A 24,167-nucleotide genomic window follows, 5' to 3' on the forward strand; every position below is an offset into this window, starting at 1 on the left:
ATTACCGATTCTTCTACGGATTACAGGGGATATCCTGATACTTCCGGTATTGAGATTGGGTATGATAATAATGGAAATATGACGAGCCATCAGGACAAAGGAATTCTTGAGATTGATTATAATTTCCTGAATCTCCCGAGCTATATAAAATTCGATCAGGTTTATATTCCCAGAAATTTTGCACGTCCTGTTAATATACGTAGTTTCTATCAATATAACGCATCGGGAGAAAAAATTCGGAAAATATACCTTCACAAAAACCCCACTGGATCTGGGGAGGAATCTATTACTGTAGATTATCTAAATAGCTTCCAATATGAATCTAAACAGCTTAATGGTAATACACCAATTGTTTCTTTAAAATTTGTCCCGACTTCCGAAGGGTATTTTAATTTTGAAAATAATAAGTATATTTACAATTATGTTGATCATTTAGGAAATATTAGGTTAAGCTACTTTAATAATGGCAGCAGCATAGAAGTTCTTGAAGAGAATAATTACTATCCTTTCGGGTTAAAACATGAAGGGTATAATGCATTGGCAGGAAATCCTGCGTATCAGTACAAGTACAACGGAAAAGAACTTCAGGAGACGGGAATGTATGATTATGGAGCAAGATTTTATATGCCGGATATCGGACGCAATTGCAGTGGGTTTGTTTTATAGAATAATTATATTATTAAAGAAAAACTCATACAAAATCTTTCAAACTACCATAATTCCACGCCGCTACAAAAATTCCCGCTGTTTCGGTCCTTAGCCGCTGATTGCCTAAAGAAACAGCTTTCACATCATGATCAGCTAATAATTTGATCTCCTTTTCAGAAAAATCACCTTCAGGGCCGATGAGGAAAGTCATCTGGTCAAGTTTAGGGATCTCATTTAAGGCAATCCGGTGAAGGTTTTCGTGACAATGAGCTACAAATGTATTTTCTGAACTGATCGTTTTTAAAAAATCCTGAAGTTTAATGCTGTCATTAATAACCGGAAAATGAAATCTCAGACTTTGCTTGGATGCGGCAATTGCCTGTTTTCTCAGTTTGTCGATATTCAGGTTTTTACGTTCCGTTTTTTCAGTTTGTAAAATAGTAATTTCAGAAATTCCCATTTCTACGGCTTTTTCTGTAAAAAACTCAATACGGTCAATATTTTTCGTGGGAGCAATGGCAATGTGCAGTTGAGGATGAAAATCCGGCAGTCCGGTTTTAATTTCATCAATCGAGATCGCTGCCTTCTTCCCTTCAATCATCAGTCTTCCGGAAGCGAGATTCCCTTTCCCGTCGGTTATATGGATCTCTTCGCCTTCCTTCATCCGCAGCACCTTTACAATGTGCTGCTGTTCTTCATCGTTGATTGTTACTCGATTTCCTTCAATTTCTCCGTAAAATAGTTTCATAGATCTTGCGTTAAAAAAGCCACTCCTGTTTTTATGGTCGTGTAAATATCTGTATCACAATTTCGGTAAGAACAGATGTATATTTCTTCGATCCAATGGTCGTTAAGGTAAATCAGATTTAAATATTCCTGTTTTCTTAAATTATTTTTAATGGACAAATAATCTCCTTCTTTGGGCTCATAGGGAAAGCTGAAAATATTTTCGGCATTTATTTTTTGTATAATTTCATCTTTTATGTCCTGGATATACCCTGTTTCGGAGCTGGATGGAAAGTAATCCATATAAAGCTCGGAGGCATCATTTTTTCCCGTAACGGTTTCTAAGATCCAATAATATTTTGAATTTTTCTTAGATTGTGTCCCCAATATTTTTTCTTCTAAAAGAATTTTCATAGATCGTATTTTGCTGTTGCACTGGTTCTTAAATCCGTAAATTCTCCTCTTTCAAATTTCAGCTGTGCTACCATCGCAATCATCGCTGCATTGTCGGTGGTATACTCGAATTTCGGGATATAAATATTCCAGCCCAGTTTTTCCTGATTATCCTGCATGGCTTTTCTCAAAGCTGAATTCGCGGAAACACCGCCGGCAATGGCAACTTCGTTAATATTTAAGTCTTTCGCGGCCTTTTCAAGCTTGTTCATCAGGATTTCTATGATGGATTTCTGCACCGAAGCACAAAGGTCATTGATATTATTTTTAATAAAATCCGGATCTTTTCTCACTTCTTTCTGAATAAAATACAGTACGGAAGTCTTTATTCCACTGAAAGAATAATCATACTGTTCCAGTTTAGGTTTGTTAAATTTAAATGCTTCAGAATTACCTTCTTTGGCAAGCTTGTCAATGATGGGTCCGGCAGGATAATCCAGGTCGAAAATTTTTCCGATTTTATCGAAAGCTTCACCTGCTGCGTCATCAGTTGTTTTCCCGATAATTTCCATGTCAAAATAGTCCTTTACCAGGACGATCATGGTATGTCCGCCACTTACGGTAAGGCATAAAAAAGGGAATGTAGGCGGCATAGGATTTGCATCCTCAATGAAATGCGCTAAAATATGTGCTTGAAGATGGTTTACTTCGATCAGCGGAACGTCTAAGCTCATTGCCAAAGACTTAGCAAAGGAAGTTCCCACAAGAAGAGATCCTAAAAGGCCGGGACCCCGGGTAAATCCTATCGCGGAAATTGCATTTTGTTGTATATTTGCTTTAGTTAGAGATTTTTCAACAACCGGAATGATATTTTGCTGGTGAGCACGTGATGCAAGCTCAGGAACAACACCGCCATATTCTTTATGGATTGCCTGGTTTGCAGCAATGTTCGACAGAATAGAATTTCCCTTGATGATAGCTGCTGATGTGTCGTCGCAAGACGATTCAATACCTAAAATTATAGAGTCGCTCATAATAATGGCAAAGTTAGAGAATAATAACGAGAATGAGAACAAAAAATCAGTAGCTGAAAACTTAGGTAATCAGGTACAAAAAGCCGTGGAAAACGCCGGGGAAAAAGTGAAGGAGACCGTAAAAGAAGCTTCTGAGCTGGCTTCTGACGCCATCAAGCACCCGGTAGAAACGGCTGAAGAATTCGGAAAACAGGCCGTAAAAGATGTTACCAGTTACTCATGGTGGGCACGTCTGCTTTTGATTCTCTTCTGGCTCGGACTTGGACTTGTTGTTTCTATTTTTATCGCGATTAATCTTCCGGTTACCAAGCAATGGGCTGCTGATCAGGCGCTGCAGGTCGTAAACAGGGATTTCAAAGCCCAGATGTCAACGGAAAGCGTGGAGGTAAATTTCTTCGGGAATGTAAAGGTTAAAGGGTTGAAAATCAAAGATTATAAAGGCTATGATTTTATTCAGTCTAAAGAGTTTATTGCCAATTCAAACTGGCTTTCTTTATTTGGCAACATTACAAAAAACAATTCGTTAAGCTTTAACTCGCTTACGCTAAAAAATGCCGATGTAAAAGTAATTACTTATAAAGGCGACAGTATTTCAAACTTTATCCGTTTCACCCAATTGTTTGACAGCGGAAAAAAAAGAGATCCCAATAAACCTCCTTTTCAGTTGGATTCAAGACTTCAGATCCTTGATTCTAAAGTTTCTATTGTGAATTTAAATTCTCCTGGAGAAAAAGGAAAATGGTTAACTGCCACCAATTTTAACCTGAAAGCACCTAATGTAAAAATCAACGGAAGAAATATTTCGGCACTCATCAATAACATGTCCTTTACGACAAAGCGATGGGGCAAATCTCACTTTGTAGATACTTTTTCTACAGAGCTTTCAATGACGCCGGATTATCTTTCTTTAAAAGATCTGACGTTAAATACAGATCATTCGCTTTTGCAGGGAGATATAAAATTCAATCTTCATGATGACGGTTCATGGGCAGATTTTGCTGATAAAGTAAAGTGGGAAATGAATCTACGGCAGGGAAGCCAGCTGAGCGGCTATGATATCAGCTATTTTGTAACGAATTGGGACAATTTCAAGCCGTTTAATATTTCCGGTAAAATGGCTGGTCCGTTAAATAATTTCCGGCTGGATAATTTCCTAATCAGAAATCCGGATGTGAATATAGCAACCAAAACCATGAAGGTCGACAGATTATTAAAGGGTAACTTTTTAATCGAAACCCCGGATCTTTCTGCAGATTTTACCTATAAAGATCTTAAGGCCATGATGCCTTCATTCATTGCTACAAAGATGAAAAACTTTGCAGATGATTTCGGCAAACTAAAATATAATGGAACAGCAAGTGTTAATCCGAATAAGGTATATGTAGCCAACGGAAACCTCATTACCGGAATCGGACAGGCGAAAATTACCAGGTTTTCATTAACAGAGTACAGCTCATCAATGCCAAAATATGTAGGAATTGCTGAAGTTAAAGATTTAAATACTTCCGTAATTACCAAAAATAAAGCAGTAGGCTTAATTTCAGGAAGATTTGATATCAACGGTCAGAGTTTCGATGTCAACACCATGAGACTGACAACGAAATCAAGAATTACCAGTGTTGAAATCATGAATAAGGAGATCAACAACATTTATCTGGAGGGCCTTCTTGATCATAAAAAATATAACGGACTCATTACAGTGGATGATGAGCAGGCAAAAGCCAATATTAAAGGATTAATTGACTTCAGCACATCAAGAATTTCGATGAATGTAAATGCTGATGTTAATTATCTGAATATGAATTATTTTACCAATACTCCCGGAACTCAGATTGTAAGCGGAAAGGTAAATGGTAAGATGGCCATGTCTTCAATCAATGACCTTACCCTTGATGTTGAGGCAAACGGAATTAATTTCGCTACAGCCAGCCAGAAATACTATATTCCGACAGCAAAACTGAAAACGTTTATGGAAAACGGAGGCCGCGTAATTGATGTGGACGCGCCGGGAGCCGTTAATGGGAAAATATCAGGCAGATATAACCTAGGTGATCTTACAGGAATGGTAGAAAACGGATTGAACAGAATTCTCGTAGGACCAGCTCCAAGAAAGATGTACAGAGGACAGAGTTTTGCCATGAATTTTGATGTTCAACAGGGCCTGGTAAGCTATTTTCTTCCGGATCTTAAATTACCGCAAGGTGCAAAGGTAGAAGGGCAGTACGATGGAAATTCCAATAATCTAATCTTGAATCTTGATGCTGCTTCTTTAAAATATATCATGACCAAAACCCGTGAAATTACGGACGCAGACCGGGCTCTTGCAGCAGCCAATCCTGCCTATACCATTAATGAAAGGGATAATGTTACCAGGGACAGCGCTATGGTGGACAGTGTAATGGTGAGGATCAATACAGCGAATCTTGATGAACAGATTTTTGCAAGAATCAGCAGGTTACAGTATAACAAAAATATTCTCAAAGATGTTACCCTAAGCGGAAGAAATGAAGATAACACACTTCTTCATTTAGCGGCAAAATTCAAACACGGAAGTCCTGAAGATGAGCTTGATGATACGATGAAGGAATATGCTATTAATGTCAATCAGTCTACCAATGCGGGAGGAGATTTTATATTCAGATTCGAGCCTACGGAGGTTAAATTTAATGAAGTAACATGGGCTGTTGATACAAGTCCTGAACTTAATCATTCTATTACCTATCGTAAAAAGGAAAAAGATTTTGACATCAGGAATCTGAGAATTTATTCCGATAACAGTTCATTACTTGTTAAAGAAGCGCAATTCAAATCAGCTAAAGATTTTTATCTGGATGCGGAAGTCAATGATTTTTCCATAGAAAAGCTCCTGGAAATGCAGCCGGGAGGAAATACAATGAATATTAAAGGACTTGCCAACGGCAGTGTACAGATTCGCATGGATAAAAGCACGCTTCAGCCTTTAGTGGATATGACCATTGATGATATCATGATGAACGGAAACGATATGGGAGACATTACAATTTCTGCAACCAACGGATTCTCCCTGAATGTTTACGATGTTGATATCAGGGTAAACTCTGCGGGAGTAATAGGAAATAACAGCCTTCATGTAACGGGAACCGTAAATAATAATACCTCTTCGCCTACGATAGATCTTACCGCTGAAATGAGGGATTTTGATATTGCTTTTGCACAGCAGTTTGTAACTACAGTTTTTGGAAATTTAAGGGGAAAAGCTACAGGAGATCTTAAGATCAGCGGAAAATTCAGTGATTTGGATTACAGTGGCGATATCGCTTTAAAAGGATTCGGGCTTAAACTTTTATTTACCGGGGTAGATTATTCTTTTGACGATACGGTAATTCCGCTTACCAAAGGTCTGGCCATCCTGAATAATATCGGGGTTCACGACGGAAGAACAAATTCGAGCGGAAATATTTCGGGAGCAATTCAGTTTGAAACGCTCTCTTCAATGGGAGTCAACCTGGTAATGCGGGCGGACAATCTATTAGTTCTGAATACCACTCAAAAGGATTACGATTTGTTCTGGGGAAGGGTCTACGGACAGGGAGATCTCTATGTGGATGGCCCGGTTTCAGGTCTCAGTCTTTCCACTCCTAATATGAAAGCCCTGAGCGGAAGTACTTTTACATTCAATTCGGGATCTACTTCCAATGTTGAAGAGTTCAAAATGCTGAGGTTCCTTAAGGAAGGAAAAGACGGTCTGGTAACTTTAGAAGATAAGAAAAAATCCGGAGCCAATATGAATATCGATTTTGCACTCGATGTGGATAAAGGAACTACAGTAAATGTTCTGATTGGTGACGAAGTAGGAAATATTACAGTGAAAGGTGCTGCTGAAAAACTGCGTTTCCAGATGAGCAGACAAGGAAATATTGCTATGAACGGAACGTATAAAGTGGAAAACGGAACTTTTGTTTCAAAAGCAATTCTGAATAAAACCTTCCAGATTGAAAAAGGCAGCAGCATCCGGTGGGATGGAGATGCCATGAAACCCGCGCTTAACATTACAGCAAATTATGTAAGAATGGTTTCCAATGCCGGAGAATATCTTAACATGGGAAGTCTTCAGCCAATCAGTATTTTACTGCAGGCTAATATTACACAGTCTCTAGTAGATCCCCAGGTTGATCTTGATGTTACTGCGTTGGATGTTTCCAGTCAGGTTAAAGAAACACTGGCTGCAAAAATGAGCCAGGAAGGGGAGAAGGTATTGCAGTTCGGATCTGTATTGCTTTTAAATAGTTTTAATGTTTCTAAAACCGGAGGAGTTGATGTGGATGTTGCAGGCGTTGCAGAATCATCAGGATACAACCTTCTTTTAAAGCAGTTGGGTTCTGTACTTAATACCATGAGTAATGAATTCCAGATTGACCTTAATTATGTGAAAGGAGACCAATATTCCAATACGGGCGACCGTGCGAATGCAGGGGTGAGTTTCGCTCTTTCACCAAGAATAAAAGTGAAAACCGGTTTGGGAATTCCTCTTACCAAAACTGAAAATACGGAAGCCAATTATCTTTCCGGAGAAGGAACAATTGAATATGATATTTCTAAAAAGAATGATGGAAGTCTGGTGCTGAGAGGGTATTCAAAACCTTCCAATATTGGTGTCATTAATGGTGCGGGCTCAAACGGTACTGCCAATCAGGCTTATGGAGGAGGTATCGTATGGAGCAAGAGCTTCAATTCTTTATTCAAAAAGAAGAAAAAAGTAAAAAATGCACCTGAAGATCAAACAGGAATAAAAACAGATTCTATAAAATCAAATACAAAATAATTCTAAATTTATAATGATTTTTCTCATATGTGTTAATTATTGTTAATGTTTAATATAATTTTTTTAGTTAAATTATTTTTTATAAATTTGCAAAAAATACATTGTTTTTTTAAGAAAATTGTAATTTAACTAATATGAACTATCAACTGGACGAAATAGACAAGAAAATTCTTGATTTCTTAGTAGAAAACACAAGAATGCCTTTTACAGAAATTGCTAAACAGATGGATGTTTCCGCTGGTACAATTCACGTAAGAGTGAAAAAGATGGAGGATGCAGGTATTATTTTGGGATCATCTCTTAACATCGATTATGGAAAATTAGACTATCATTTTACAGCTTTCATAGGAATTCTTCTTACGAAATCTAACAGAACACAAGAGGTTTTGAAAGAGTTGTCAACCATTCCAAATGTAATCGAAGCAAGCGTTATTTCCGGAAAATACAATATTTTCTGTAAAGTAAGAGCTAAAAATACGGACGATGCAAAAAGAATTATTTATCAGATCGATGATATTCAGGATGTAATGAGAACAGAGAGTATGATTTCCATGGAAGAATATCTAAGTGACAAAAACAGACTGATCAACGCGATTTCCGTATAATCGTTTTTCAAAACAAATTATATAAAAGAACTTATGAAATCTCTCATAAGTTCTTTATTTTTGTACTTATGGAAGAATACAGCTACTTTGACGAAAATCCTAAAAAAGGATGGGGTTTTATCCTCGCATTCGCAGCCCTGATGTTATTTACCCTGATGGGGTTCGGGATTGATCTTGATGAGTATTTACAGCATGAAACCCTGAATATTCCTGCCTGGTATGCTTACACTGTTTTCGCAATTGATGCATTGATGGTGGTAAGTCTTATACTCATGTTTTTTTATAGAAAAATAGGCATTTTTGCCTTTCCTGCACTGCTTGTTTTACATTTCTTTATGCATAATTATTACCTGTCTACATTCCTGTATACGGATGTAACCAATCTTTTCCTTTTCACCGGTTTTGGAATGCTGGCCATTATTCCTAAGTGGAAGTTTTTCAGGTGATTAATAAATGCAATATAATAAATCATTAGGAGCGGGCTTTTGCCCGCTTTTATTTTTTTTTAGAGACAACATCATGAATTTCTGCTATCGGTGATAGATAAAAATGCATAACAAATATAGACAGAACGATCTGTCTGTTTTGAAAATTAATGTATACATTTGTCTTATCAAATAAAACAGTATGCCATCACCAAAAGAAAGAATTGTAAAAACAACATTTGAACTTTTTGCAAAACAAGGATATCATTCAACAGGAATTAATCAGATCATTTCAGAAGCAAATGTAGCTAAAGCGAGTTTTTATCAGTATTTTAAATCTAAAGAAGATCTCTGTGTTGAGTTTTTAAACGTAAGACATGATTATTGGTTTAATGAATTACATCAATTTACCATACAGGAAAAAGAAACGAAGTCTAAAATCCTTTCGTCTTTCGATTTCCTGATTTATATGAATGAAAAAGAAAATTTCAGAGGCTGCAGTTTCCTTAATATTTTGTCTGAAATTCCTACAGATAATGTGAAAATATTAAATGTCATTCAGCATCATAAAACAGATTTGAGAAATTTTTTTTCTGAAATAACAGAAGATAAAGATCTTTCAGATCATATTTATTTATTGTTTGAAAGCAGCATAATTGAAAGTCAGCTTTTCAGAAAAAATGAGCTTATAGAAAAATCAAAAAAAATTATCAACCAATTAATTAATTAAATTATGGAACAAAAACATCCGCTTCCGCCTTTTACACTTGAAACAGCATTGGAAAAGATTCAGTTAGCAGAAGATGCCTGGAACAGCCAGGACCCTGAAAAAGTTTCCAAAGCTTACACCACTGATAGTGAGTGGAGAAACAGGGACCAATTTGTCAATGGAAGGGAAGAAATTATAAGGTTTCTCAGCAGCAAATGGCAAAAAGAGTTTAATTATAAGCTGAAAAAAGAATATTGGGCGCATACAGACAACCGTATTGCCGTTCGTTTCGAGTATGAATATCAGAATAAAGAAGGAAATTGGTTTCGGGCGTACGGAAATGAAAACTGGGAATTTGATGAAAATGGCCTTATGAAAAAAAGATTCGCAAGCATCAACGATTTAGCTATCAAAGAAGAAGACCGAAAGTTCATCTAAATAATAAAAGCATCCAAAAGGATGCTTTTATGTATAATTCGAAAAAAAATTATTTATCTAAAATTCTTTTCACCGCTTCTTTCACGGCAGCCGAATCAATCTTATATTTTTTCATCAGTTCAGCAGGTGTCGCAGACTCTCCGAAAGTATCATTCACCGCTACGAATTCCTGTCTTGTAGGTCTTCTTCTGGCAAGCATTCCGGCAATAGATTCTCCCATTCCCCCAAGATAATTATGTTCCTCAGCCGTTACGATTTTTCCTGTTTTTTCAACCGATTTTAAGATGATTTCTTCATCAAGAGGCTTGATGGTGTGAATATTGATCACTTCACAAGAAATGCCTTCTTTTTCAAGCTCATCTGCAGCAACAAGAGATTCCCAAACCAGGTGGCCTGTTGCAACAATTGTCACATCAGTTCCTTCCTGAAGCATAATTCCTTTTCCAATTTCGAAAGGCATATCTTCAGGAATAAAAACCGGAACAGTTGGTCTTCCGAATCTTAAATAAACAGGACCTTCGTGCTCAGCAATAGCAATGGTAGCCGCTTTGGTCTGGTTGTAATCACAAGGATTGATTACCGTCATTCCGGGAAGCATTTTCATCATTCCGATGTCTTCCAAAACCTGATGTGTAGCGCCGTCTTCTCCTAAAGTAAGACCTGCGTGCGAAGCACAAATTTTTACATTTTTATTGGAATACGCGATAGACTGACGAATCTGGTCATACACTCTGGAAGTGGAAAAGTTGGCGAAAGTTCCCGTAAAAGGAATTTTTCCAGTGATGCTCAATCCTGCGGCAAGGCCCATCATATTCGCTTCCGCGATACCTACCTGAAAAAATCTTTCAGGAGCTTTTTCAATGAATTTCTCCATTTTTAAAGATCCGATAAGGTCTGCGCAAAGTGCAACAACATTTGGGTTTTTATCTGCAAGCTCAGCCAATCCGGCTCCGAATCCTGAACGTGTATCTTTTTTTTCTGTATATGTAAATTTCATTTTTTCTAATTATTAATTAAGATTACTTATTATCAATTACTTATTACTTGTAATTAATAATCAGCCGGAGCTTCTAAATATAATTGTTTGAAAGCCGTGTCCAATTGCTCGTCATTTGGTGCTTTTCCATGCCAGGCGTGAGTTCCCATCATGTAATCTACTCCGTTCCCCATGATTGTATGAAGAATAATAGCAATAGGTTTACCTTTTCCGGTTTCGGTTTTTGCTTTTTCAAGAATGGCAATTACCGCTTCAAGATCGTTACCGTTTTTCTCTTCAAGAACCATCCACCCGAAAGCTTCCAGCTTGGCATGAAGATTTCCTAATGAAAGCACATTCTCTGTACTTCCATCAATTTGCTGTCCGTTATAATCAATAGTAGAAATGATATTGTCTACTTTTTTGGAAGCTGCATACATAAAAGCCTCCCAGTTTTGGCCTTCCTGCAATTCTCCGTCTCCCTGTAAAGTATATACTAAAGAGTTATCCCCATCCAATTTCTTACCCTGAGCTACACCGAGAGCAACGGAAAGTCCCTGTCCCAAAGAGCCGGAAGCTACTCTGATCCCCGGAAGCCCTTCATGAGTCGTAGGGTGTCCTTGTAATCTGGAATCTAATTTTCTGAAAGTTCTTAATTCGTCCACCGGGAAAAATCCGAACCTTGCCAAAGTAGAATAGAATACCGGAGAAATATGTCCGTTCGAAAGATAAAAATGGTCTTCATTCTTACCTTCCATCGTGAAAGGAAGTTTATAGTTCATCACTTTTCCGTAAAGGGCTGTGAAAAATTCGGTACAACCTAAGCTTCCACCTGGATGACCGGAATTCACAGCGTGAACCATTCTTAAAATGTCTCTTCTGATTTGTGTAGTAAGAGATTTCAACTCTTCGATGCTTTTACTCATTGCTTAGAATTTATATGCACACAAATCTACAATTTTTAAATGGCTTACGGAAATGTAAAAACCCGGATCTGTGTCCGGATTTTAATCTTTTAGCGTATTTTTAATGATAAGTATTTTTAAGTAAAGGTAAGCCGGTTTTATAATTAATGATCTGATAAAGTATAATTTTAAATTTGGTAACTACATACAAGTTTACAGCAAATAAAAGTGATAAACAAATTTGTTATATATTTACAAAGTAAAAGGGACGGGTTTTATACCGCCCCGAAACCTAATTACTTTTTACAGTTTTTAGGTTTGCTTCTGTAAAAGTATTTTCTGCCATTTTGTGTTGGCTTGTTTACTCTTACGAACTTGGTTGTAGGTTTTGTCGCCATTACATTACAAGTTTAAGCGATGACAACCATCACCGTGTCACCTTCGATGCTTCTTCATTTCACCGATTCGACATTTAGATGGAAAACCTTTTATAAATATAGAAATATATCTTGAAGCAAACCAAAAAAAATATCCTTCGTTATGAGGGATATTTTTATTATGTTCAAATTTTACTTTTTAAGCTTTGAATAGTCCTTTAAAGACTTTATCAAAATTTGTAATTTCCTGAATATTTTCTGCAGTAATATAAATTTGCTTCCCAACAATAAGAACTTTCTTTATATCAACTTTAAGATCAGGATGATTTTCTTTGATATCTTTAACATCAAAGTATTCAATTCCGTTAAGATTAACGCTTTTCACGTTTCTATCTTTAAGCTCTTGTAATTCCATAATTCAAATATAAGCTTATGCTGCTAATTCTTTGTATTTGGTTCTAACATTACTATGTAAAAGTAAATGTTTGAACTTTTCATTTTCAGGTGTTTTTCTTAGATTGTATCTATAAACAAACTCGTCAACGTATTTCTGTAAGTGTTTTCGGGAAACATGATTGTACATTCCGCTCACAGCACTTTTTAATATCTTCCAGCTTCCTTCGATATTGTTCGTATGTATAAATGAGTCTTGCAAACTTACATATTCTTTCTTAGAATGATCAATTATTCTATGGTCATAATACTTTTCCAATCCATTATATCCGAGCCATTCATCGCTTATGAGCTTTGTTTTTTCAGGGTTTACAAAGCGACATATTAAGGGCTGAATGCTATTCCTTTTTGTGTCTGAAACAACAAAAGCATTTATCTTTCCGTCTCTCTGTAACATTCCCATTACTGGAGTTTTATCTTTAAAACTTCGTCCCTGGGAGTTTTGAACTTTTTTATCTTTGTGTCGGTTTTTATTCTTGCCGCCGATAAATGTTTCATCACATTCTACAATTCCTTCTAACTCATTATTGTTCTCAACAACAAAACAAGCTCTTATTCTTTGTAACATAAACCATGCGGTTTTCTGTGTAACATCAATATCTTTTGATAGCTGAATTGAGCTAATTCCTTTCTTATGTGAAGTGACAAGCCAGATAGCCAAAAACCATTTGCGAAGGCTCACTTTGGTGTTTTCAAACATTGATCCGGTTTTTACATTGAAATATTTACCGGTGTTTTTACATCTATACTTGTTGTCTTTGCATTTATAGACAATAGATGTAGAATCAAAAGGACTTTCAACAATACCATTCCATCGCATTTGCTCTAAATATTCGACGCATATTTGTTCCGTTGAAAAAGTATTCAATAGTTCTAATACTGATTTAATATTTGTGCTTATCATTGGTGTATAATAATAGAACTAATTTACGAAAAATTTCATTTAGTATTGTTTTTTAACACTTTAAACTACTATTTTTGTAACAATCTTTAACGAAAAAATTAAGCGTTAGCAGTTTATACTACCTCGTGGAATCTGGTAAATTCAAAAATAGGTGTATATAAATATGCGAATGCTCATGCCATAGGCGTGGGTCTTCCTGTTTATTTACCTATTGGCTTACCAGAGCCTCACGAGAAATAAATACAGCTAAGTCCCACGCTTTCTGTATTTATTAACCTTTCATTTTGGGACTGAGTGATTTAAAAACCAGTCAATGAAAAACATTAGTATTCCAGTTCTATTCTTTATATCTGTAATTCTTCAAATTATTTCCTGCTATATATTTTCAGGTAAAAATTCTCAACTTAGTTTTTTTCTTATTTCTGTATTAAGCAGTTTTACTGCAACCTTTTTAGCTTATGCGCTAATTTATTACTTCACATTTGATTCTGGAGAAAAGAGATCTACTTCTGATATTAAAATTGGCTTTACAACTTGTCATTATATAATAATATCAGTATTTGTCATATTCCTATTTATTCTTCCTTACAATAAACTTTATGAAAATCAAGCCATAGGGATAAACGGAATTATTCTGGCTATATATGGACGTCAAATATTAAATAAAGAACTTAATAATATAAAATCATGAAAAAACTAATGACAATTTTTACAGTGTTACTGTCAACAATTTTATATTGTCAAGATATTTATCAAAATGGCTTCTCAGCAGGATATAAAGCAGGATATTGTTATAATATTTTAGGATGCATAGCACCAATATCTCCAATTGGAGATAGAGATATTAAAAATGATTATCAAACTGGATATAATAATGGATTTGTAAAAGGCCAACAAGATCAGAAACATTATACAACACAGCATACTCCTACTGGAGGGGCTTATGGACAAGTAAAACCTGCGGTACAAGAGTTAGATTTGAGTATTGATACAGATCACATGCGTGATCTTTGGGCTGATTATTATGAAAAAAGAAGAATCAAGAAACAAAAAAAAATAGCTGAAAAACAAGAAAAGGAAGCAAAAATTTCTCAGCTTATTATAGATCGTACCACTGAAGTTATTGATGAAATAGACAAATTGAAAAAGCGATTAAAAGCTAATAGTATGAATGATGCAGAAATTGATAAGATCATTACTAATTTTCATTACGAAAATCAAACGCTCTATAATAAGTATAAAGATAACGTCAAAAAATATGGTGACTTTTACGTAGAAAATGAAAAACTAAAAGAAAAAATTTCCAAGTTATAAAATGAGCCTACTTTAATAAGCAGACTCATTAGAATTCTAAACCGTTTAATCCGGCTTTTCAAATTTACAAACTTTTCTCAATATGGGAAAAGTTTTTTCTTATATTAGTGGAAACTAAAAACTTATAACTTATGGAAAAGAAAACACCAAAAAATCAAGGAAAAAATTGGAGTACTCAAGAGATTGAAAAGTTAAAAAAACTAGCAAATGGCAACACTCCCACAGGTCTTATTGCTCACGAACTTGGTAGATCTAAGGCGTCTATTAGCAGCAAAGCTAGTCAACAGAACATTTCACTACAACCAACAAATAAATCTCCTTATGATAGAAATGTGTCTAATTCTAAGAAAGGGAATTCAAATAAGAAGTAATCTTTTCAAATCTTTTTCTCATATCATTAGACCATAGGGTTCCTGCTGGAATCATAGAACCTAAATCCATTATAAAATCATGGATTTCCTCATTTGTAATCTTTTTTAATTCTGCCATAGCTTTATTTTTGAGTGAAGTTACGGCAGAATTTATTTTTTGGCGGATTGCTAATTTCGTATCTTTGTGTAAACTTGTATGTAGTTACCTTAAATTTTTATCACGGACTTTATTTTCATTTGAAAATGATAAGTAAATACCAATTAATTTGGATAAATAATATTATTTTCTTCTGATCAGCCAAAGTCCTATGAAAGTAAGCAGGCCATTAATGATTAAAAGTTCAAGCCCGATTTTAAACTCTCCGAAGAGTTTTTCCTGATACTTGTCGATAAGAAAAGAAATCACCGGCGCGGCGATACAGACAAATGGAACCAGCTTGTCCTTCACTTTATATTTTGTGAAAATCCCGAACGCAAATAAACCTAAAAGTGGTCCGTACGTAAATCCGGCAAGCTTAAGGATTAATCCGATCATTGAATTATCATTAATGACTTTAAAAATAATAACCATTATTAAAAAAGACAAAGCAACCAAAAGGTGAATGTTTTTTCTGAATTTCTCCTTCTTGCTGTCGTCCCACTGCGTTTTTTCCCGCATTCCGAAAATATCAATGCAAAGTGATGAGGTAAGTGCCGTCATCGCACCGTCCGCACTTGGAAATAAAGCCGAAATAAGAGCAATAATAAAGATGATTGATATAAATGGTGGCATATGATTTAGGGCAATATCCGGAAACAGCTGGTCGCCTGCGCTGGAAACACTTTCCTGTGCACCGTAAAGATGAAGAAGGCCTCCCATATAAAGAAACAATGAAATAACTCCTAACAAGATGAAACCTAAAGTAACCATATTTTTCTGAGAATCTTTCAGTCTGGTTACAGAAAGGCTTTTCTGCATCATTTCCTGATCAATTCCTGTCATGGTAATTGTAATAAAAGCTCCGGCCAGAATTTGTTTAATAAAGAAACTTTTCTGATTCGGATCAAAATCAAAAATTTTCGTGTAGCCTTTTTCATTCATTGCTGTAAAACTGTCACCAATGCTTAATCCGAGATGGTTCAGCATATAAACCGTACAGATTATCAGTCCTAAAAGCATGCAGGAAGTCTGCAGGGTATCTGTCCAGACGATGGTTTTTACGCCCCCCTCATACGTGTAAAGAATAATCATTCCTAAGATAATAAGGGTAGTAACGATAAAAGGAACACCCAGACTGTCCAGAATAGAAACCTGAAGAATATTTACAACAAGGTATAACCTCGCCGTTGCACCAACCAGTCTTGAAACAATAAAGATCCAAGCACCGGATTTATAAGAAAGCTGTCCCATTCTCTGCTGAAGATAGCCATAAATGGAGGTCAGTTTCAGCCTGTAATATAAAGGAAGAAGAACGTAGGCAACAACAATGTAACCAATGAGATAGCCTAATGTAATCTGTAAATAAGAGAACTTGTCATTTCCTACTGCTCCGGGAACACTCACAAAGGTAACTCCCGATAAAGAAGTTCCGATCATTCCGAAGGCAACCAGCATCCAGTTACTTTTACGGTTTCCTATAAAGAAACTCTCATTATCACTTCCTTTTCCTGTTTTGTATGCTACCCAGAGCAGCAATGCGAAGTAGATGATGATAATGGATAATAAAATAATCGGAGACATGTTCTGTTTAAATTAAAATTTTAGCAAATATAGTTTTTTTATATTCTGCTTAAAAAAATAAAAAACCTTCCGGATTTACTCTGGAAGGTAGTTTTTAAAATAAGATCGAATAAGTCTTAGCCTTAATCATCCTATGCCTGTGCCTGATTTACCAGAACATCCTGAAGCTCCTCATGTTTCTGGAAAGTAGCTTTTGCAAAAGGACAGAGCGGAATAATGGTTTTTCCGTTTTTTCTTGCAAAGTCTACCGCAGCCAGAAGCATTTCTTTGCCAACGCCTTTTCCGTTATAAGCTTCCTCCACTTCAGTATGATCAATAATGAATCTTTCTTCTCCTGCCCAGGTATAGGTCATTAAACCTGCACGTTTACCATCTATAAACGCTTCAAAATTTCCGTTTTTTTCGTTGTTGCTTTGTTTTACTTCAATCATACTATGAAAATTTGGTTAATATTTCAATATCGTTGGTTAATATTTTATGAATAGGACATGCATCAGCAATGGCCCTGAGTCTTTTAATCTGTTCTTCATCGGGGATTATTCCTTCAAAAGTAATATCTCTTTTGAAAATTGCTCTTTTGGTTAAAGGGAAATTTTCAAGCTCCACTTCTACGTTAATGGTATCAATATTCCATTCTTTCCTGTCGATATACATTCTGAGGGTTGCTGCAGTACAGCTTGCGAGCGAAGTAGCCAGGATTTCAAAAGGATTGAAACCTTTGTTTCCGCCACCTTTATCCAACGGCTCGTCGGTAATCAGGGTGTTTTCACCGGCGATAACTTCGGTGTAGTACTTTTCTTTGCCTAAACTAGCTTTTACGGTTATAGCCATTGTCTGTTTAATTATTTATCTGTGCTTTAAAGCTACTGATTTTATCTTTTAGATCTTTTCGCATTAAAGGATCAATAACACCGCTTTCCATATCAAAATTCTCGTAAAATTTCGGCAGTGAAAAAGTTTCTTTTACATCGGCGCCGAACTGTGGAAAAAATGTTTTTGCCGTATTCATAACATTTCCGCCACCATACCCTCCGGGCGAGGTAGACATCAGAAGCATTGGCTTATTCTGGAAAACTTTTACATTAATTCTTGAAGCCCAGTCGAATACATTTTTAAATGCAGCGCTGTATGATCTGTTGTGTTCCGCCAGGGAACAGATAATGGCATCACATTCTTCAATAACCTTTAAAAAATGATGCGCTTCATCCGGAAACCCCTTTTTTTCTCGGTCTACGGAAAACACGGGCATGTCGAAGTCATTTAAATCAATTAAATTAATCTCGTCATCCTGAAAATCTTTCAACACAAACTTTACAAGCTCTCTGTTGATGGAGGTGGAAGAAGTGCTTCCTGCAAATGCTAATATTTTCATAGTTTATTTTCGTCCTATGGTTTTCTGTTTAAAATGGCTTTCGGAAGCGGTACATAATCTTCTTCGTCTCCCGGAACCAAAGGAAAAGCTTCATGGTTTTGGTCATTCCAGTTTACTTTTGCCTGCTCAATCAGTTCTCTGTCTGAATTTACAAAATTCCAGAATATAAAACGTTCCTCGTCGAAAGGTTCACCTCCGAAAAGATATACTGTTCCGTTTTCACTCATATCAAACTCGCAGAGTTTGGTATCTTTCGCAATCATGAGCTGCTTGGAACCATACGAATTTCCGTCGGTAGAAACTGTTCCGTCCAATACATACATGGCTGCTTCTCCGTAAAGATCTTTTCCGATGCTTATTTTTTTTGCATCTCTTGTTTTAATTTCGATAAAAAACAACTTGCTGTGAACGGGAACCGGAGATTTTCTTCCGAATGCTTCACCTGCGATCAGTTTATATTGTATACCATCTTCTTCCCAAGCCGGAATTTCATCTGCTTCAATATGATGGAAGGTAGGTTCTGATTGTTCAAGATGTTTCGGTAGGCCTACCCAGATCTGGAAACCGTGAAGTCTCTTGTCAGAATGTCTCAGGTATTCCGGTGTTCTTTCAGAATGCACAACGCCTTTTCCGGCAGTCATCCAGTTGACGGCTCCCGGTTGTATTTCAATGGCGCTACCCACGCTGTCTCTGTGGAAAATAGAGCCTTCCAGAAGATAGGTTAATGTTGAGAGCCCGATATACGGATGTGGCGGAACATCTAAATTTTGATAATCTTTCAATTCGGCAGGTCCCATGTGGTCTATAAAAACAAAAGGCCCGACTGCTCTTTTTTCACGAAAAGGTAAAAGCCTGCCCACCAGAAAATTTCCTATGTCTGCAGATTTTTCTTCTATAATAAGTCCGATATTTGACATAATATATTAATTTTTATTAAGCTGATGGTACTGAAATCAGCAAACATTTTCCATAAAAATAGGAAAAATAATAAACGGATTTGAATTTTAAGTTAAATTAATGCCACAGACAACCGAATCTTCCCAGGTTATAATCTTCTAAGCATGCATAATTTTTCCTCTTGCATTTATCATAAAAAGAGTCTTAATGATAGATCGGTTCATCTGCCATAATATTGATATTATAAAGCAAAGGTAAGGGAAACGCAGGCTGAATGTATTGATGTGTGGTAATATTTAAGTAAGTGAATGCTATACCTGCGGATCTGTATTTAAACAGCTCTTAACGCCAGCCTTGCATTATTCTTGTTATGATATAGTGTCACTTAAATATTAAAGTATGTCGAGCAAGAATCGACCTCCGGATGTTAGCAACCGGAGTTTTTTATAACGTCTGTTTATACTTTTATACTGAAGAAATTTAGAAATTAATTAATGAGAATAGGAGCTCAACTACAAGCTGAAATTTCCATCTAATTATAAATTTTTTAGTCTTCCTTCGATTTCATATTTTTTCCATCCGAAATATGAAGTCTTCTGAAAACAAAACCGGAAATAATCGTAAGAATGCCTATGGTAAGAAATGTATACCGGAAGGCATTATGCGGCTCACCATGAATAAGATCGGTACTTTCAAAAATCTTTAAAACAATCAGTCCGAAAGCGATTCCAAATCCGATAGCCAGCTGCTGATTGACGGATAAAAGCGAATTTCCGCTGCTGGTCTGGAAGTTTCGGAGATCTGCAATGGAAATGGTATTCATTGAAGTAAACTGAATCGAGTTGAAGAATCCCAATACCGCAATAATAGGCACAAACCAGTACAGGGAAGTATTGATGTCCGGAATGGCGAGTAAGCAGATCAGTGTACCGATAATGAAAGTGTTGATCATAAGTGTCTGCCGGTACCCGAATTTGTCTAATATTTTAATGACATATGATTTTCCGAAGATCGCGGTAAGGGCCATCGGAGCAATGATCCATCCTGAGGTGACGGCAGATTGTCCGTACGCAATCTGAATCATTAATGGTAATAACAATGGAACAGAACTGATTCCCAGTCTGGTAGCAAGATTTCCAACAATTCCTACCCTGAAAGTTCTTACCTGGAATAAATTTAACGGGAAAATAGGACTGTTATCTCTTTTCGCATGACGGTAATAGTAATACATGAAAAGAAATCCCAATATGAAAACAATAAGAACGGGCGTTGTATTCTGAAGGTCTCCGAAGAGCTCAAGAGAAATGGAAAGAAGGAGAGAAGCTGCTGCAAAAATCAGGAAGCCTTTTAAATCGAAATCCACATCTGCGGATTTATAATTGGGCATGAATTTTAATCCTAATGTTACCCCAAGAATGCCAATCGGTATGTTAATGAGAAAAATCCAGTGCCAGGAAAGGTAATCTACCATATAACCTCCAACGAGCGGGCCAAGAACCGGACCAATAAGAGCGGGGATAATAGCAAAGTTCATGGCTTTAAGCAATTCATTTTTGTCGAATGTTTTAATAAGCGCCAGTTTTCCGACCGGTGTCATAAGACTCCCGCCGATTCCTTGTATCACCCTCGAAATAACCAAATGGGTAAGGTTTTGTGAAAGGGCACAGAAAAGGGAACCGAGACTGAATAATATGATGGATGTGATAAAAATCTTTTTGGTCCCGAACCTGTCTGCCAGAAATCCGCTTGCCGGCATGAATACGGCCAGCGTTAAAACATAGCTGATAATAGCATTCTGCATATTCAGGGGGGATTCCTTCAGATCCCTTGCAATAGCCGGGAGTGAAGTGTTGAGAACAGTGGAGTCCAGCATCTGCATAAAGATTGCGGTTGCTAAGATCAGCGGTAATATTTTCTTTATCGAATTAGGTTGCGAAACGGCTTCTGACATTGTTTCTGATACTGGAATTATCCAGATTTGTTTGGTTCAAAGAATTAAAATGGTAGTGTTTACAGCAATATTTATTCCTTTGGATTTATTTATTTTAAAAAATTAGTATCAGGAGACTTTTTATAATTTTAAACCACTAAAAAAGTCCTGCAGATTTCCGCAGGACTTTGATTTTATTTTCTTGGTTTTTCAACCCCTTTCCACTCTTCGCCGGCTTTTCTGTACTGGCTCAGTTCAAAGGTTTTGAAATCTTTTGTTTTGTACTCGATGTTGTCGGTATTTTGCTCAAATGGCATGATGTAATAATATTCTGCATCCGTTCTGTCTGTTTTGGTACCTTTTTTTACGGAAGGAACATATTTCGAGAATTTGTAACTTGGAAGATACTGCTTTAATCTTGCATAGAAAGCTTTATTCTCTTTTTCATCCGGAATGATGCTCACGATGTTGAAATCGTCTTTCTTTTTATCGATCCACAGATAATACGTTGTATCTTCTCCTGTATTTCTGTTGTTGGAATTGAAAGCAAAAAGCTCTTTCGGTACCAGCTCCTTGATTTTTTCAGCATCAATCTTTGTATAATATTGTCCTTTTGAAGGATCTACATACGTTTCAAGATTGTACATCAAAACAGAGTTGTTCTCAAGGTTCTTGTTTTTGAAATATTGATTCAAAGACAGTTCTGCAGTTTCTCTTAGCTCTTTTCCTCTGTCATCAAGCTTTTTGGTAGGATTCTGAGGGTTAACTTTCTTTACAAATTCATATAAAACTTTTGGCTTTATTTCTTTCAGGTGAGGATATGTTTTCAGCTGCTCAGCTTTTACCAGCCAATAGTATTGTTGATAAAAGTCTTCTTTATCAGCATCCTTCACACTTTTATACACCATTGCAAGTTTTTTGGAGCTAAGATATTTGCCGTATTTTCCCTGTCCGAAAGCCAAAGTCATGGATAATAAAGCAAATAAGATAGTAATGTTTCTTCTCATTTTTTTATAATTGATATTTTCGTTTTCCAAATATAATTATTTATTAGATAATATTTTTCATAAACGGTTAAATTGTAACAATATTATTATCGTTACTGCAAAAGAAAATCCTGTATTGCTACAGGATTGATAAATTTATATTTATGTTGCAGGTTTTTAAGGTTAAAGGTTTAGCTTCAAAATTGATAATATGCATTGATCAATCAGGAATATTTAAAAATTGAAAGTAATTTCACAAACACAAAAAAACTTTCATGCACTCTAATCCTCAACCTTATTCTCCGTAAGAAGTTTCATGGACTTTTACAGCCCTTCCGCTGGGATCATTCATGTTTTTGAAAGCTTCATCCCATTCCAAAGCAATAGGAGTGGAGCAGGCAACTGAAGGAACAGAAGGTACGGTAGCGGCAGCTGTTTCACTTGGAAAATGTTCTTCAAAAATAGATCGGTAGCGGTATTCTTCTTTATTCTGAGGGGTATTCACAGGAAATCTGAATCGTGCATGCGTCATCATTTCATCCGTCACTTCTTTCTCGGCAACGGCTTTCAATGTATCAATCCATGAATAGCCCACACCATCCGAAAACTGTTCTTTTTGTCTCCAGACAATGGATTCCGGAAGAATGTCTTCAAAGGCTTTTCTCAATACCCATTTTTCAATCTTTCCTTCAGCGGCATTTACCATTTTATCTTTAGGGTTAATGGTCATTGCAGTATCCATGAATTCTTTATCTAAAAAAGGAACGCGGCCTTCAATACCCCAGCTCATTAGCGCTTTGTTGGCACGCAGACAATCGTAAAGGTGAAGTTTTCCCAACTTTCTAACGGTTTCATCGTGGAATTCTTTCGCATCAGGTGCTTTATGAAAATATAAATATCCTCCGAACAATTCATCAGAACCTTCTCCCGAAAGTACCATTTTAATTCCCATTGATTTAATTACTCTTGCCAGAAGATACATCGGAGTAGACGCTCTGATAGTGGTAACATCATAGGTTTCAAGATGATAAATTACATCACGGATCGCATCAAGACCTTCCTGAACGGTAAAATTTACTTCATGGTGAACCGACCCGATGTGTTCCGCTGCTTTTTGCGCAGCTGCCAGATCGGGAGAGCCTACAAGACCAACTGCAAAGCTGTGTAATCGAGGGTACCATGCTTCCTGCGTGTCCCCGCTTTCTACTCTCTGTCGTGCAAATTTTGCCGTTATGGCAGAAATCACGGAAGAGTCTAAACCGCCGGAAAGAAGCACTCCGTAAGGAACATCACTCATGAGTTGTCGGTGTACGGCATCTTCCAGGCCTTTTCTTAATACATTAATATCAGTTTCATTGTCTTTAACAGCGTCATAATTTTCCCAGTCTCTTTTATACCATTGCTGGAGTTCGCTTCCATCCTTGCTGTACACAAAATGTCCGGGTAAAAAGGATTCGATTTTTTTGCAGATTCCTTCCAGTGCTTTCAGTTCGGAAGCTACATAATAATTTCCGTTTTTATCCCATCCCTGATAGAGCGGGCAGATTCCCATATGATCGCGGGCAATAAGGTAAATGTCGTTTTCGGTATCGTACAGTGAAAAAGCAAAAATACCGTTTAGTTTTTCTATAAAATCTTTACCGTATCTTCTATAAAGTGCCAGGATAACTTCACAGTCAGACTGGGTCTGAAATTCATAATCCGGAAACTCTTCTTTTAATTCTCGATGGTTGTAAATTTCCCCATTTACGGCAAGAACTACTTTCCCGTCTTTGGAAAAAAGTGGTTGCTTTCCGGAAGTAGGATCTACAATAGCGAGCCTTTCGTGGGAGAAAACTACTTTTTCATCCTGGAAGACCCCGCTCCAGTCCGGACCGCGGTGACGGATTTTTTTAGACATTTCGAGAACCTGAGGTCTTAATATTTCAGTTTTTTGTTTAGCGTCAAAAAGACATACAATTCCACACATTGTTTTATCATTTAATTAAAACAAAAGTATTGTTGTGGTTTATAATAAACAATAAAAAAAATCATTAAGCGTATATTTTTAACTTAATGATTTATTATTTAGTAAAATTTTAATTATATGTAAAATTTTATATGATTTTAGTTAAATTTTTTAACTGCCCGTATGGTGTTAAACATATACAAAATTAAAATTGAATATTTATTAATGTATGATA

Annotated in this window: 23 protein-coding genes and 1 pseudogene; 9 read left to right on the top strand and 15 right to left on the bottom strand. The window is 36.4% G+C overall.

All coding sequences use genetic code 11. The features are described 5' to 3' along the window. A pseudogene (locus U9K52_RS18445) lies at window positions 1-666 on the top strand (hypothetical protein); the annotation flags it as partial. Window positions 667-691: 25 nt separating this feature from the next. On the opposite strand, the gene U9K52_RS18450 reads toward U9K52_RS18445, so the two are convergent. From U9K52_RS18450 to tsaD, 3 genes are read right to left on the bottom strand one after another with little or no spacing between them, the layout of a single operon-like run. Beyond that, window positions 692-1,396, bottom strand: coding sequence for an RsmE family RNA methyltransferase (locus U9K52_RS18450; protein WP_322927693.1), 705 nt, complete (start codon window positions 1,394-1,396; stop codon window positions 692-694). Next, window positions 1,393-1,788 (bottom strand): hypothetical protein, encoded by a 396-nt coding sequence (locus U9K52_RS18455; RefSeq protein ID WP_322927694.1) that lies wholly within the window; start codon window positions 1,786-1,788, stop codon window positions 1,393-1,395. The genes U9K52_RS18450 and U9K52_RS18455 overlap by 4 nt, the downstream gene beginning before the upstream one ends. Further along, window positions 1,785-2,801, bottom strand: a complete 1,017-nt coding sequence (tsaD, locus tag U9K52_RS18460) for a tRNA (adenosine(37)-N6)-threonylcarbamoyltransferase complex transferase subunit TsaD (RefSeq protein WP_312173428.1) — start codon at window positions 2,799-2,801, stop codon at window positions 1,785-1,787. The genes U9K52_RS18455 and tsaD overlap by 4 nt, the downstream gene beginning before the upstream one ends. A gap of 4 nt (window positions 2,802-2,805) precedes the next feature. Between tsaD and U9K52_RS18465 the strand changes: the two genes are divergently transcribed. The 5 genes from U9K52_RS18465 (at window position 2,806) to U9K52_RS18485 (ending at window position 9,779) form a co-directional block, all read left to right on the top strand. Then, window positions 2,806-7,602, top strand: coding sequence for a hypothetical protein (locus U9K52_RS18465; RefSeq protein ID WP_322927695.1), 4,797 nt, complete (start codon window positions 2,806-2,808; stop codon window positions 7,600-7,602). Window positions 7,603-7,736: 134 nt separating this feature from the next. Next, window positions 7,737-8,207, top strand: a complete 471-nt coding sequence (locus tag U9K52_RS18470) for an Lrp/AsnC family transcriptional regulator (RefSeq protein WP_029298841.1) — start codon at window positions 7,737-7,739, stop codon at window positions 8,205-8,207. A gap of 68 nt (window positions 8,208-8,275) precedes the next feature. After that, window positions 8,276-8,653 carry a hypothetical protein gene (locus U9K52_RS18475; protein ID WP_248394599.1) on the top strand — a complete coding sequence of 126 codons (378 nt, stop codon included), beginning with the start codon at window positions 8,276-8,278 and terminating at the stop codon, window positions 8,651-8,653. A gap of 181 nt (window positions 8,654-8,834) precedes the next feature. Continuing rightward, on the top strand, window positions 8,835-9,362 hold the full coding sequence (locus tag U9K52_RS18480; protein ID WP_263602438.1) for a TetR/AcrR family transcriptional regulator: 528 nt from the start codon (window positions 8,835-8,837) through the stop codon (window positions 9,360-9,362). Window positions 9,363-9,365: 3 nt separating this feature from the next. Next, entirely contained in the window at window positions 9,366-9,779 is a 414-nt protein-coding gene (locus U9K52_RS18485) for a nuclear transport factor 2 family protein (protein ID WP_322927697.1), read from the top strand. Between the two features lie 49 nt (window positions 9,780-9,828). On the opposite strand, the gene U9K52_RS18490 is transcribed toward U9K52_RS18485, so the two are convergent. The 4 genes from U9K52_RS18490 to U9K52_RS18505 form a co-directional block, all read right to left on the bottom strand. Next, window positions 9,829-10,776 carry a transketolase family protein gene (locus U9K52_RS18490; RefSeq protein WP_248394595.1) on the bottom strand — a complete coding sequence of 316 codons (948 nt, stop codon included), beginning with the start codon at window positions 10,774-10,776 and terminating at the stop codon, window positions 9,829-9,831. A 53-nt stretch (window positions 10,777-10,829) separates the two neighbouring features. Further along, window positions 10,830-11,681: a transketolase gene (locus U9K52_RS18495; RefSeq protein ID WP_263602439.1), complete on the bottom strand. Its 852-nt coding sequence runs from the start codon at window positions 11,679-11,681 to the stop codon at window positions 10,830-10,832. Between the two features lie 555 nt (window positions 11,682-12,236). After that, window positions 12,237-12,452: a hypothetical protein gene (locus U9K52_RS18500; protein WP_322927698.1), complete on the bottom strand. Its 216-nt coding sequence runs from the start codon at window positions 12,450-12,452 to the stop codon at window positions 12,237-12,239. Between the two features lie 15 nt (window positions 12,453-12,467). After that, window positions 12,468-13,394, bottom strand: coding sequence for an IS1595 family transposase (locus U9K52_RS18505; protein ID WP_322927699.1), 927 nt, complete (start codon window positions 13,392-13,394; stop codon window positions 12,468-12,470). A gap of 313 nt (window positions 13,395-13,707) precedes the next feature. On the opposite strand from U9K52_RS18505, the gene U9K52_RS18510 reads away from it, so the two are divergent. From U9K52_RS18510 to U9K52_RS18520, 3 genes are all read left to right on the top strand, one after another. After that, on the top strand, window positions 13,708-14,085 hold the full coding sequence (locus tag U9K52_RS18510) for a hypothetical protein (RefSeq protein WP_322927700.1): 378 nt from the start codon (window positions 13,708-13,710) through the stop codon (window positions 14,083-14,085). Next, window positions 14,082-14,708, top strand: a complete 627-nt coding sequence (locus tag U9K52_RS18515; protein ID WP_322927702.1) for a hypothetical protein — start codon at window positions 14,082-14,084, stop codon at window positions 14,706-14,708. The genes U9K52_RS18510 and U9K52_RS18515 overlap by 4 nt, the downstream gene beginning before the upstream one ends. 131 nt (window positions 14,709-14,839) lie before the next feature. Then, the gene (locus U9K52_RS18520) at window positions 14,840-15,079 is read left to right on the top strand and encodes a hypothetical protein (RefSeq protein WP_322927703.1); all 240 of its coding nucleotides are present in this window, start codon (window positions 14,840-14,842) and stop codon (window positions 15,077-15,079) included. 280 nt (window positions 15,080-15,359) lie between these two features. Here U9K52_RS18520 and U9K52_RS18525 read toward each other — a convergent pair whose 3' ends face one another. From U9K52_RS18525 to asnB, 8 genes are all read right to left on the bottom strand, one after another. Then, the gene (locus U9K52_RS18525; protein WP_263602440.1) at window positions 15,360-16,799 is read right to left on the bottom strand and encodes a sodium:solute symporter; all 1,440 of its coding nucleotides are present in this window, start codon (window positions 16,797-16,799) and stop codon (window positions 15,360-15,362) included. A 131-nt stretch (window positions 16,800-16,930) separates the two neighbouring features. Continuing rightward, a complete protein-coding gene (locus U9K52_RS18530) occupies window positions 16,931-17,230 on the bottom strand; it encodes a GNAT family N-acetyltransferase (protein ID WP_248394589.1) in 300 nt (99 codons plus the stop codon). Between the two features lies 1 nt (window position 17,231). Further along, window positions 17,232-17,630 (bottom strand): OsmC family protein, encoded by a 399-nt coding sequence (locus U9K52_RS18535; RefSeq protein WP_248394587.1) that lies wholly within the window; start codon window positions 17,628-17,630, stop codon window positions 17,232-17,234. A 7-nt stretch (window positions 17,631-17,637) separates the two neighbouring features. Beyond that, the gene (locus U9K52_RS18540) at window positions 17,638-18,171 is read right to left on the bottom strand and encodes an NADPH-dependent FMN reductase (protein ID WP_248394586.1); all 534 of its coding nucleotides are present in this window, start codon (window positions 18,169-18,171) and stop codon (window positions 17,638-17,640) included. A gap of 14 nt (window positions 18,172-18,185) precedes the next feature. After that, window positions 18,186-19,088, bottom strand: coding sequence for a pirin family protein (locus U9K52_RS18545; protein ID WP_322927705.1), 903 nt, complete (start codon window positions 19,086-19,088; stop codon window positions 18,186-18,188). Window positions 19,089-19,615: 527 nt separating this feature from the next. Next, complete coding sequence (locus U9K52_RS18550) at window positions 19,616-21,019, bottom strand: MFS transporter (RefSeq protein ID WP_248394584.1); 1,404 nt, start codon at window positions 21,017-21,019, stop codon at window positions 19,616-19,618. Between the two features lie 173 nt (window positions 21,020-21,192). After that, window positions 21,193-22,005 carry a hypothetical protein gene (locus U9K52_RS18555; RefSeq protein ID WP_248394583.1) on the bottom strand — a complete coding sequence of 271 codons (813 nt, stop codon included), beginning with the start codon at window positions 22,003-22,005 and terminating at the stop codon, window positions 21,193-21,195. Window positions 22,006-22,279: 274 nt separating this feature from the next. Then, entirely contained in the window at window positions 22,280-23,953 is a 1,674-nt protein-coding gene (gene asnB, locus U9K52_RS18560) for an asparagine synthase B (RefSeq protein ID WP_322927707.1), read from the bottom strand. Window positions 23,954-24,167: the final 214 nt, after the last annotated feature.

This window comes from Chryseobacterium sp. MHB01 (assembly GCF_034651565.1).
GTDB classification, from domain to species: Bacteria; Bacteroidota; Bacteroidia; order Flavobacteriales; family Weeksellaceae; genus Chryseobacterium; species Chryseobacterium nepalense.